The sequence below is a fragment of the Pseudomonas sp. K5002 genome, from assembly GCF_013386655.1.
Lineage (GTDB): Bacteria > Pseudomonadota > Gammaproteobacteria > Pseudomonadales > Pseudomonadaceae > Aquipseudomonas.
The window spans coordinates 531-11621 of sequence record NZ_JACARK010000208.1 but is presented as its reverse complement, the minus strand read 5'-3'; the positions used below and the strand labels follow the sequence as shown (position 1 = coordinate 11621).

General features: G+C 57.0%; 9 protein-coding genes and 1 pseudogene. 4 read left to right on the top strand and 6 right to left on the bottom strand.

The window, feature by feature from the left end:
* Window positions 1–1293: efflux transporter outer membrane subunit (locus HX846_RS11570; RefSeq protein WP_178965416.1), on the top strand; the 1293-nt coding region annotated here is incomplete at its 5' end.
* A gap of 51 nt (window positions 1294–1344) precedes the next feature.
* Here HX846_RS11570 and HX846_RS11565 read toward each other — a convergent pair.
* The gene (locus tag HX846_RS11565) at window positions 1345–2592 is read right to left on the bottom strand and encodes an ATP-grasp domain-containing protein (protein WP_087693202.1); all 1248 of its coding nucleotides are present in this window, start codon (window positions 2590–2592) and stop codon (window positions 1345–1347) included.
* Window positions 2589–3518, bottom strand: a complete 930-nt coding sequence (locus tag HX846_RS11560; RefSeq protein ID WP_178965415.1) for a DMT family transporter — start codon at window positions 3516–3518, stop codon at window positions 2589–2591. The genes HX846_RS11565 and HX846_RS11560 overlap by 4 nt, the downstream gene beginning before the upstream one ends.
* Before the next feature lie 298 nt (window positions 3519–3816).
* On the opposite strand from HX846_RS11560, the pseudogene HX846_RS11555 reads away from it, so the two are divergent.
* A pseudogene (locus tag HX846_RS11555) lies at window positions 3817–4178 on the top strand (RND transporter); the annotation flags it as partial.
* 223 nt (window positions 4179–4401) lie between these two features.
* Here HX846_RS11555 and HX846_RS11550 read toward each other — a convergent pair.
* Together HX846_RS11550 and HX846_RS11545 are read right to left on the bottom strand one after the other, a co-directional pair.
* A complete protein-coding gene (locus HX846_RS11550) occupies window positions 4402–4722 on the bottom strand; it encodes a hypothetical protein (protein ID WP_226476354.1) in 321 nt (106 codons plus the stop codon).
* A 109-nt stretch (window positions 4723–4831) separates the two neighbouring features.
* A complete protein-coding gene (locus tag HX846_RS11545) occupies window positions 4832–5215 on the bottom strand; it encodes a polymorphic toxin type 44 domain-containing protein (RefSeq protein WP_371916584.1) in 384 nt (127 codons plus the stop codon).
* 431 nt (window positions 5216–5646) lie between these two features.
* On the opposite strand from HX846_RS11545, the gene HX846_RS11540 reads away from it, so the two are divergent.
* Window positions 5647–5895 (top strand): DUF6124 family protein, encoded by a 249-nt coding sequence (locus HX846_RS11540; RefSeq protein WP_178965414.1) that lies wholly within the window; start codon window positions 5647–5649, stop codon window positions 5893–5895.
* Between the two features lie 123 nt (window positions 5896–6018).
* Here HX846_RS11540 and HX846_RS11535 read toward each other — a convergent pair whose 3' ends face one another.
* The gene (locus HX846_RS11535; RefSeq protein WP_087693198.1) at window positions 6019–7302 is read right to left on the bottom strand and encodes a Zn-dependent hydrolase; all 1284 of its coding nucleotides are present in this window, start codon (window positions 7300–7302) and stop codon (window positions 6019–6021) included.
* A gap of 179 nt (window positions 7303–7481) precedes the next feature.
* Window positions 7482–8969: an NCS1 family nucleobase:cation symporter-1 gene (locus HX846_RS11530; protein WP_003207834.1), complete on the bottom strand. Its 1488-nt coding sequence runs from the start codon at window positions 8967–8969 to the stop codon at window positions 7482–7484.
* 601 nt (window positions 8970–9570) lie between these two features.
* On the opposite strand from HX846_RS11530, the gene hydA reads away from it, so the two are divergent.
* Entirely contained in the window at window positions 9571–11010 is a 1440-nt protein-coding gene (hydA, locus tag HX846_RS11525; RefSeq protein ID WP_003207833.1) for a dihydropyrimidinase, read from the top strand.
* Window positions 11011–11091 lie beyond the last annotated feature (81 nt).

Genomic DNA, 11091 nt, shown 5'->3' with positions numbered 1-11091 from the left:
GGCCCGTGGCACAGCGCGCAACCGTCCGACCAACTGGCGCCGAAGTGGTGGCAGCTGTATCAGGACCCGCGCCTGAACGACCTGCAGGAACAACTGCTCAAGGCCAACCCGGACCTGGCCGCAGCGCTGGCGCATTTCGATGCGTCCCAGGCGTATGCCAGCCAGTTGCATGCCGGGCTGTTCCCGCAAATAACCGCCAGCGCGCAACCGTTGCGCCAGCGGCAATCGGACAATCGGCCACTGCGGGGTGATACCCAGCCTTCGGTGTACAACAGCAACACGGCGGGGTTTGCGCTGAGCTTCGATCTGGATCTGTGGGGCAAAATCCGCAACCAGGTGGCGGCTGGCGATGCACAGGCCCAAGCCTCCGGGGATGATTTGGCGGTGGCACGCCTGAGCCTGCAGCATCAGTTGGCGACGCTGTACGTGCAGCTCAACGGACTGGATGCCCAGAGCCGGATTCTCAGCAGTTCGCTGGATGATTTTGGCCAGGCGCTGAAACTGACCCGCAGCCGGTACGAGGGGCAGATCGCCTCGGAGCTCGACCTGACCCGGGCGCAGAATCAGCTGGCTGAAGCACAGGCGCAGCTTGACGATGTGCGCGGTCAACGCAATCTCACCGAGCATGCGATTGGTGAATTGGTGGGCGTATCCGCCAGTGAATTCCAGCTGCCGCCGAGCCAGCAATTGATCGCGCTGCCGGGGATTCCGCAACAACTGCCGAGCCACCTGCTGCAACGCCGGCCGGATATCGCGGCAGCCGAGCGACGGGTGTTTGCGGCCAACGCGAATATCGGCGTGGCCAAGGCGGCGTGGTACCCGGATTTCAGTTTGACCGGCTTGATTGGCGGGCAGACCCAAGGTGTGGGCAACTTGTTCTCCGCCGCCAATCGGTATTGGGCGCTGGGGCCGCTGGTGAATCTGCCGATCTTTGATGGCGGCCGGTTGAGCGCCAATGAGCGCCAGGCCAAGGCGGAGTTTGAAGAGGCTTCGGCGCACTATCGCAGCCAGGTGTTAAGAGCCGTGCGTGAGGTGGAAGACAACCTTGGGCAACTGCGCGACTTGCAGCAGGAGGCGATGGACGAACAAGCCGCCGCGAATGCCGCCGAGCACACACAGGCACTGGCGATGAACAGTTACCAGGCGGGGGCTGTGAGCTATCTGGATGTGGTGACGGCGCAGACGGCGGCGTTGCAGGCGCAGCGCACGTTGCAGGCGGTGCAGACGCGGCAGTTGCAGGCGAGTGTGGGTTTGGTGACGGCGCTGGGCGGCGGCTGGTTGCCTGGGGCGTGAGGTTGCTTCCTACAACCGGGATCACATACGGGAGTTTTGTTGATCCGGACGTCAGGGCGCCAAGTAGGCTCCCACAGCCTCGAGTGCTCGAAGCTTCAAATAATCCGCCTTGATGACCGCGTTGTCGGCATGCACCAAATAAATGGTACCCGGTTGGCTGAATACGTCTTTGGTCATGCCAATCGGCTGCCCGCTGCCAACGTAGAACACCGAATAAAAATAGGACTCGAGCTTCAGAAGCTCGCTTAAAAACAGCTCTTTGGTGAAACAACCCGGCGAACGATTGATTAGGCAGACGTTATAGCTGTGCAGCAACAATTCATAACCTACCTGGGCGTCAAGCAAGCGCTCAAATTGTTCCGGCTCAACGATGGACATAACCGTGGCGCGAATCTGCCCCAGTCCTGTCGTCTGTTCGGATACTTCAGGACGAAGAATTCCGTCGGTGCGCGCTGCGATCTCCACAAGTCTGGGACCTTTTTCGGTCAGCATAACCTCCGCGTGGCTAGGGCCATTTTCAATGCCCAGGCTTCTGACGACCTTGCGGGTGTAGTCGACCAGCAGCTCACACTCAGGCTCGGCAGGGCTGACCAGTTCATCAATGTCGTAAATGACGCTACCGCTGTCCAGCCGCTCCTTTCGGTATCTCACCACTTCAGTGACCATCTGCCTCGCGCCCAGGGAGACCATATTCACAACATATTCCACACCAACCAAATATTCCTGGATCAGGACCTGAGCGTTCCTAATATTGAGTCGATTGGTCGTTCCCAAAACCTTTCCGAAGGCGACCTCACAATCTTGCAAATCATCGCAAATATAAACCCCATCCGCGCCTGCACTATCCAGAGGTTTCAGCACCACGGGAAACCTGCCATGCCCCAGGATCCAGGCCTTGGCCGCATTCCATGACTCAACGATAGCCTGTTGCGCGGCTGGCAGCCCAGCGTCGGCGACACAACGGATCATTTCAAACTTGTTCCTGCGCGCTTGAGTTCGGTTGAATTGGTTGCGATAAGGAAGATTGAGCTGCTCGTTGAGCCAATCAGACAACAACACACCGGTTTCAGCCCCAGCGATGATGTACTGGGGATCGAACGTCGCAACGCGTTCGACCGTCGCTTCCAACTGCTTATTGACGATCAGACATTCATAAATCGAGGCATCGAAACCCATGTAGTAATAATCATCGAGCGTCGCGGACGACGCCACATGGATCAACGTACAGCCTCGCTCACGCAACGCTTTCGCGACAAACTTACCGGATGAAAAACCATCGACTATCACGACTCTGCTCATCTCAATCCCCGCCTTTCGAGATACAGACTTGCGATTGCTCGTCCAGAGAGTAAAAAAATAATGACGCCAACCGCCGTGACACTGGCTGCCGAAAACTCCACTCGTGTGTCGAGATATTGAAGCAGCAGGACAAACACCGGCAGTGTCAGCAGTAACAGCGATACATGGATAGCACTGAGATAATGAATGGTTTTTTGAATCAGATAAATCGGCAGCAAATGGCCAATCACCACTAACGTCAGCATCGGCCAGAACAGCTCAGGGCCCAAGGCAAAACCGACACCCGTCGCGGGAATCAAGACGACACAGGCAATGATCATCACCACATTTCGGACCGCCAGAATTTCATAAACAACCCACTGTCGAGCGAATAGCTTTTTCGAGACGATCGTATACATCACGGTGCCCAACGCGCACACCAGAACGCTGACGATGCCAAGCATTCGCTGCCCGGTAGTGGTGGAAGACACACCACTGTCACCCATGAATGACTTGAACAACATGATTCCCACGGAAATCAGTACCAGCCAGGAAATCAATGTATCCGCCAACGCGGTTTTAACTCTGTTTTTATCAAGAGCAGAGAGGATGAGCGTTAGCGCCGGCCCGCATGCCACTGAGGCCACGCCGACAACGGCAGGTTCCAGATAACGGAGTGCATAGAATAGGCCGCCCCAGTTCAATAGAACTGCAACATTGACTAAAAAAACTAACAATATGTTTTCGTACAGTTTTAAGATAAGTTCTTTGTTACTTCGCAAGAGCGTAAAACTTAGAAAAAACGCTCCTGAAAAACTGAAGCAGTAAAAAATGACTACCAAGGGATTTATCATTTGGGTAACAAAAGCCACATACACGTCAAATGCAGCACTGATAAAGCAAAAAATCAGCCCAAGCACCATTCCGCGCCGCATCAAGCTACTCATTTAAATCACCAGATGGTGTGCAACCTTGACGGGCTTCGAATTGTTTCATCGTATCGATGCCATGCTTTAAGAAGTAACGTATCTTCTATATCACCTAGCTTCATTACTCCTCCTTCAATCCAAAAATTTATTCCGATGCATTTAACCCTATCAAAACATTGCAAAAGTAAATAGCTAGCAAAACGGTTAGGTGCTTGCAAAAAAAACTAACACCTTCAGGTAGCACCGATAACGGAAAAATGAAAAAGGGAACTTTCACACAAGCTGCTCGGATGTGACCTTCATACTATTTAACCCATTATCTGCAGTTACCAGTATCCACTGGGCTCTGGGGCCCTTGGTAAACCTGCCGATCTTCAACGGCGGGCGCCTGAGTGCCAAGCCAAGGCCGAGTTTGAAGAGGCCTCGGCCCACTACCTCAGCCAGGTTTTACGCGCCGTGCGCAAGGTTAAAGATAACTAGGGGCAACTGCCGGATTTGCAGCAGAAAGCGCTGGATGAACAGTTATCTGGCGGGGCTCTGAGTTATCTGGATGTGGTGACGGCGCAGACGGCGGCGTTGCAGGCGCAGCGCACATTGCAAGCGGTGCAGACGCAGCAGTTGCAGGCGAGTGTGGGGTTGGTGACGGCGCTGGGCGGCGGTTGGAAGCCCGACGCCTGATACAAATCTCGAGCCCACCCTGGATCAAATGTGGGAGCTGGCTTGCCTGCGATAGCGGAGTGTCAGGCACTGCAACTGTGTCTGAAACACCGCTATCGCGGGCAAGCCCGGCTCCCACATTTGAGAGGAGTGAAGCCTGACGACTCAGGCGGCCGGTTTGCCGCTGGCAATCGCCACCGACGTGGGTCACGTCAAACATCTCTAGACTGAGCCACCGCCAATTTCAATCTTCCGGCCGACTATTCAGAAAAACACTCACTGCTGTGTAATCGCTGCCATTGGCATGTCGATACAGCGTACTGCTGTGATAGTCGGATACATCCCCCGCCACCGACACATTGATCGTACGGCCCTGAACATCAACTTTTGCCGATGCGTCACGCGTAATTAGAAATGGACTGGCATCCCTCAACGCAGCCAATACTTCACTGTCGTCCTCCAAGGCGCGGTAAACGTAATATCGATAGCTGAACGGAACAGTTGCCCCTCCACGGTCATCCTTGACGCCATAGACGGCCCCGTCAGTGCCAAGTGGCACTCTCATTACAACTTCTGTCAATTGCGGGTGCCCCGGCGATAGCAGCCAATTACCACCGATATACACCAAGCAAAACGCCAATAGGATCGTAGTGACAACTGAGTAAATCGGCTTTCTAGTAGTTCCTGAACCTGGCATACCTGATTCCTTCCTTGATCCAGTATTGATCGACCGGATCATCACCGAAAGGTGCCTCTCCCCACCAACGACCGAACTCGGGTTTATCCGTGCCCGCTCTGCTTTGAGCAAGCCCCGCTGCGCGCAAAAGCACTTCTTCGCTGAAACCAGCAGCTGTCCCCACGGCGCCATAATGAAAGTTTCCAAAGGCTTCATATTCTTTGGAAATCTTCTTGTAGTCCCAAGGACCGCGATTGCGGACCTGAGTATAAAACCAAGAGTACATAAACGCGGAACCAGCCTTCAGCACATTCTTTTTGTGGAACGCGGTAGCCATATTTTCGTCGAGCGATACGCCGGGTGGTGGCATAGGGTTCGCCATCAAATGCTTCCTCTGCATTAGGTTTTTGCGTGTCGGAACCTAACACTGGAAGCCCGAAATAATGAGCGGCACGAAGAACAAAAGAGATTTCGTACAAAGGAGCAGGACATGCCTTACAACCCATCCTCGAAGCGACATATTTCCTACGCTTCTTTCGGGTTGCTGGTCGGAACGGGCACCACTAGTCTTCGCCAGTCGCTGCCAATTCAGCGACCGGACGTGAGAAATCCGAACGACTCCATTGGCGCAAAAGCGCCCGCCGTATACAGTGCAGGCGCTTTTTCTGTGCTCGCTGTTATGGCGGCTGTGCGCGGGCACGCTTCGGCGTGGCCAAGCTCCTGGGGTCTTGGTTTTCTCACTCCGCGTACAGCTGCCACCTTCGTTCGTGAGAAAACCCTGGTGGTAGTCTCTAACTCTCCAGGAACTGCATCATGATCAAAGACAGTCCAAATCCTCCTTCCGATTCAAACCTGGTCTTCACCCTCCGTCCTGGGCTCGATACCGAAACCCTGCTGCTTAATGCCTCTCAGGACCTGGAATCCATCAATGCCATCGCCGCGCACTTGGCCTTTGAGGTTGATGGTTCACAGCGCAGCGTGATGCTGGGGATGTGTCGGATGCTGGAGGGCGTGCAGTTGCTTGTAGATCGGGTGGTGGATGCGAGGGTAGCCGTGAGCTGACCTATAAATGTGGGAGCTGGCTTGCCTGCGATAGCGGAGTGTCAGGCACTGCAACTGTGTCTGAAACACCGCTATCGCGGGCAAGCCCGGCTCCCACATTTGAGAGGAGTGAAGCCTGTCGACTCAGGCAGCCAGTTTGCCGCTGGCGATTGCCACCGAAGCTGCCACCATCGCCCTCAGCAACACCGCACACCCCGCCGCCAAATCATCCGGCGCCGCGTTCTCGATTTCGTTATGGCTGATGCCACCTTCACACGGCACAAAGATCATCCCCGCGGGCCCCAGTTCCGCGACGAAAATCGCGTCATGCCCTGCCCCGCTCACGATATCCATGTTGGACAACCCCAACCCATTGGCCGCATCACGCACGGCATCCACGCAGCCTTTGTCGAAGTACAGCGGCGGGAAGTCAGCGGTGGGTGTCATCTCGAATGTGAGGCCGTGCTTGGCGCAGGTCTCGTCGATCACCTTGCGCACCTGGGCAATCATCGAATCCAGCCGCGCCGGTTCCAGATGGCGGAAGTCCAGGGTCATGCGCACTTCGCCAGGAATGACGTTGCGTGAGCCCGGATACGCTTGCAGGCAGCCGACGGTGCCGCAGGCGTGAGGCTGATGACCCAACGCCGCCGCGTTTACTGCAGCCACCACGGCCGCGGCACCGACCAGGGCATCCTTGCGCAGGTGCATCGGGGTCGGCCCCGCATGCGCCTCGACACCCCGCAGTTTCAGGTCGAACCATTTCTGGCCAAGGGCGCCCAGCACCACACCGATGGTTTTCTTTTCATCCTCAAGAATCGGACCTTGCTCGATATGTGCTTCGAAATATGCGCCCACCTTGTGCCCGCTCACCGGGCGTGATCCGGCATACCCAATGGCATTCAGCGCATCGCCCACGGTCACGCCGTCGGCATCCGTCTTGGCCAGCGTGTCGGCCAGGGTGAATTTCTCGGCAAACACCCCGGAGCCCATCATGCATGGAGGAAAGCGCGAGCCTTCTTCGTTGGTCCACACCACCACTTCCAGCGGCGCTTCGGTTTCCACCTTCAGGTCATTGAGGGTGCGCAATACCTCAACGCCCGCCAGCACGCCAAAACAGCCATCAAACTTGCCGCCGGTGGGCTGGGTGTCGATATGGCTGCCGGTCATCACCGGCGGCAACTGGGGATTGCGCCCCGGCCGGCGGGCGAAGATATTGCCGACGCCATCGATGGTCACGGTACAGCCCGCTTCCTCGCACCACTTCACAAACAGGTCGCGGGCCTGGCGATCGAGGTCGGTCAGGGCCAGGCGGCAGACGCCGCCCTTGGGGGTGGCGCCGAGCTTGGCGAGTTCCATCAGGGACAGCCACAGACGATCGCGGTTGATGTGCTGATGGGTGGATTGCAGAACGTCTATGGCAGCGTTCATGGGGATCTCCTCAGGCAGTAGTTCTTATGAATTTGACCAGACTCTCACTGGAGGACTGCGATCAAAAATGTGGGAGCGGGCTTGCTCGCGAAGGCGGTGATTCAGCTAACACATCTGGCGACTGGCACACCGTATTCGCGAGCAAGCCCGCTCCCACATTTGATTGCATTCCACATCGATTAAAGCGGTGTTTTCACCGCGACCACACGAGCCCCGCGTTTCATGCAGAGGGCGTAATACAACAGGCCACCGAGCGCCGAACCGGTGAACCAGCCATAGCTGTAGAACCAGCTGAACGCATCGCTGCCCAGGGACAGCAACGTCAACACCACCGGCACGCCAAACGCCAGGAAGCCATGCCAGTTCCACGCCGGGTACACGTCATCGCGATACAAACCGGCGAGGTCCAGTTGCTGTTTCTTGATGATGAAATAGTCCACCACCATGATGCCGGCGATCGGCCCCAAGAGGCTTGAGTAACCCAGCAACCAGTTGGAATAGACGGTTTCCAGGCTCACGTCGGAAATGATCAGCCCGAGCTTTTTCAGCAGTTCGTGGGCCATCAGCGCCAGGCCCACCAGGCCGGTGAGCACCACCGCCGTGGTACGGTTGATCAGCTTGGGGGCGATGTTCTGGAAGTCGTTGGTGGGTGAGACGATGTTCGCTGCGGTGTTGGTGGACAAGGTGGCGATGATGATCAGCGCCATGGCCACGGCTACCCACACCGGGCTCTGGATATGGCCGATCAGGGTCACCGGATCGGAGACGCTGACGCCCACCAGTTTTACCGAGGCGGCGGTCATGATCACGCCGAGGGCGGCGAACAGGAACATGGTCAGCGGCAGGCCGAAAATCTGCCCGAGGATCTGGTCTTTCTGACTCTTGGCGTAGCGGCTGAAGTCGGGGATGTTCAATGACAAGGTGGCCCAGAAACCCACCATCGCCGTCAGGCCTGCCATGAAGTAGCCGGTGAGGCTCGCGCCTTCGGGACGCTTGGGCGGGATGGCCATCAACTCGGTCAGCGAGACATTCGGCAGCGCCCACACCAGCAGCCCGATTCCCACCGCTACCAGCAGCGGAGCAGACAGGGTTTCCAGCCATTTGATCGACTCGGCGCCACGCAATACCACCCACAGGTTCAGGGTCCAGAAGATCATGAAGCCGATCACTTCACCGGTGCCGCCAAGGGATTTCCAACCCTCGAAAATCGACCCCAGGAACAGGTGGATCGCCAGGCCGCCAAACATCGTCTGGATACCGAACCAGCCACACGCCACCAACGCGCGTATCAGGCACGGCACGTTGGAGCCGAGCACGCCGAAGGACGAGCGCAGCAACACCGGAAACGGGATGCCGTACTTGGTACCGGGGAAGGCGTTGAGTGTCAGCGGGATCAGCACCACGATATTGGCCAGCAGGATCGCCATCAGCGCCTCGCCCACCGACAACCCGAAGTACGCGGTGAGCACGCCGCCCAGGGTGTAGGTCGGCACACACACCGACATGCCGATCCACAGCGCGGTGATATGCCACTTGTTCCAGGTGCGTTCGCGCACCTTGGTCGGTGCCATGTCGTGGTTGTAGCGGGGGCTGTCGAGGACGTCGGGGCCGGCGTCGAGTTCGTACAGGCCGTTGCGCTCAATGACTTGCGATCTGTTCTGTTGCATGGCCGCTCCACGGTTTTTTCGAATTATTTTTGCTCATCCCGTGACGTGCACGGGATGGCCGGAGTACCTCGTTGACAACATGACATCCGGGACCCGGCCAACCGCCACCGCACTCAATAACCGTGCCGTAAACCGTCAACCTGCCCGCACCGCTTGTATAACTTGCTGATGTTTATCAGCTTTATTGTCTCGACCGAAGAGCCCCTCGTTACTTTCAGCGTTACTCAGGCCAAATAACGCAGAAGTTGTCCGAACCATCAGGACTCAATCTGGTGCAACACAATTATTTTTATTTACCGGCCCCGTCAAGAGGCATGTCTCAAGCGTCTGATTTGCAATAGGAAATGTTGCTCATATTGGGAACCTGTCAAGTGCGTCAAAATGGTGAGAGGCCGCTACATTTTGGTGATTTTGATTTTTTATCGTTAAAATTCAATTACTTAATAAAGATATAAGCTTATAAAAAATATTCTTGCTCATTCGAAAAACTCGGGCTAGTTTCTATTCCTGTCACCGCTGACAGGAATTAACTTTCCAGCGGCGCGATGCATGACAACACTTAGAACTGGCACAAGCCGGTCAAGCCTGTGAGGAACTCGACATGTCGCTGTTGATCCGTGGCGCTACCGTTATTACCCATGATGAAAGTTACCGAGCCGATGTTTTATGCGCAGACGGTCTAATCCGCGCCATTGGCACTGATCTGGATATTCCCGCCGGCACCGAGATACTCGACGGCAGCGGTCAATACCTGATGCCCGGCGGCATCGACCCCCATACCCATATGCAGTTGCCCTTCATGGGCACCGTGGCCAGTGAAGATTTTTTCAGTGGCACGGCCGCCGGGTTGGCGGGCGGCACCACGTCGATCATCGACTTCGTGATTCCCAACCCGCAGCAATCCCTGCTGGAAGCCTTCCATCAGTGGCGCGGCTGGGCCGAGAAGTCGGCGTCCGACTACGGCTTTCACGTCGCGATTACCTGGTGGAGCGAGCAGGTCCGCGAGGAAATGGCCGAGCTGGTGAGCCAACACGGCATCAACAGCTTCAAGCATTTCATGGCGTACAAGAACGCAATCATGGCCGCCGACGACACCTTGGTGGCGAGCTTCGAACGCTGCCTGGAACTGGGTGCGGTACCGACGGTGCATGCCGAAAACGGCGAGCTGGTGTATCACCTGCAACGCAAGCTGATGGCCCAGGGCATTACCGGGCCTGAAGCGCATCCGTTGTCGCGGCCTTCGCAGGTGGAAGGTGAAGCCGCCAGCCGGGCGATCAGGATTGCCGAAACCATCGGCACGCCGCTGTACCTGGTGCACGTGTCCACCAAGGAAGCGCTGGATGAAATCACCTACGCCCGCAGCAAGGGCCAGCCGGTGTACGGCGAAGTATTGGCCGGGCATCTGCTGCTGGACGACAGCGTGTATCAACACCCCGACTGGCAGACCGCCGCCGGCTATGTGATGAGCCCGCCCTTCCGCCCGCGCGGGCATCAGGAGGCACTGTGGCATGGCTTGCAATCCGGCAACCTGCACACCACCGCCACCGACCATTGCTGCTTCTGCGCCGAGCAAAAAGCCGCCGGGCGGGATGACTTCAGCAAAATTCCCAATGGCACTGCCGGTATCGAAGACCGCATGGCGCTGTTGTGGGATGAGGGCGTGAACACTGGGCGCTTGTCGATGCAGGAATTCGTTGCGCTGACGTCTACCAACACCGCGAAGATCTTCAACCTGTATCCACGCAAAGGAGCGATCCGCGTGGGGGCCGATGCTGACCTGGTGCTGTGGGACCCGCAAGGCACACGGACCATTTCCGCGAAGACTCACCACCAGAAAGTCGACTTCAACATCTTCGAAGGCAAGACCGTGCGCGGCGTGCCGAGCCATACCATCAGCCAGGGCAAGCTGGTCTGGGCGGATGGGGATTTGCGCGCCGAACGGGGTGCGGGTCGGTATATCGAACGGCCGACGTATCCGCCGGTGTTTGAGCAGTTGAGCAAGCGGGCGGAGCGTTCCAGGCCGGTTGCTGTGAAACGCTGAGGCCGCCATTCGCGAGCAAGCCCGCTCCCACATTCGCCCCCATTCCAACAGGATAAATGCAGTCGAATGTGGGAGCGGGCT

What these genes read in the sequence shown, in the direction of transcription:
- HX846_RS11530 (WP_003207834.1), bottom strand. Translation starts at nt 8,969, where the DNA reads ATGCAACAGAACAGATCGCAAGTCATTGAGCGCAACGGCCTGTACGAA.
- HX846_RS11545 (WP_371916584.1), bottom strand. Translation starts at nt 5,215, where the DNA reads ATGGCGAACCCTATGCCACCACCCGGCGTATCGCTCGACGAAAATATG.
- HX846_RS11565 (WP_087693202.1), bottom strand. Translation starts at nt 2,592, where the DNA reads ATGAGCAGAGTCGTGATAGTCGATGGTTTTTCATCCGGTAAGTTTGTC.
- HX846_RS11540 (WP_178965414.1), top strand. Translation starts at nt 5,647, where the DNA reads ATGATCAAAGACAGTCCAAATCCTCCTTCCGATTCAAACCTGGTCTTC.
- HX846_RS11550 (WP_226476354.1), bottom strand. Translation starts at nt 4,722, where the DNA reads ATGAGAGTGCCACTTGGCACTGACGGGGCCGTCTATGGCGTCAAGGAT.
- HX846_RS11535 (WP_087693198.1), bottom strand. Translation starts at nt 7,302, where the DNA reads ATGAACGCTGCCATAGACGTTCTGCAATCCACCCATCAGCACATCAAC.
- HX846_RS11560 (WP_178965415.1), bottom strand. Translation starts at nt 3,518, where the DNA reads ATGAGTAGCTTGATGCGGCGCGGAATGGTGCTTGGGCTGATTTTTTGC.
- hydA (WP_003207833.1), top strand. Translation starts at nt 9,571, where the DNA reads ATGTCGCTGTTGATCCGTGGCGCTACCGTTATTACCCATGATGAAAGT.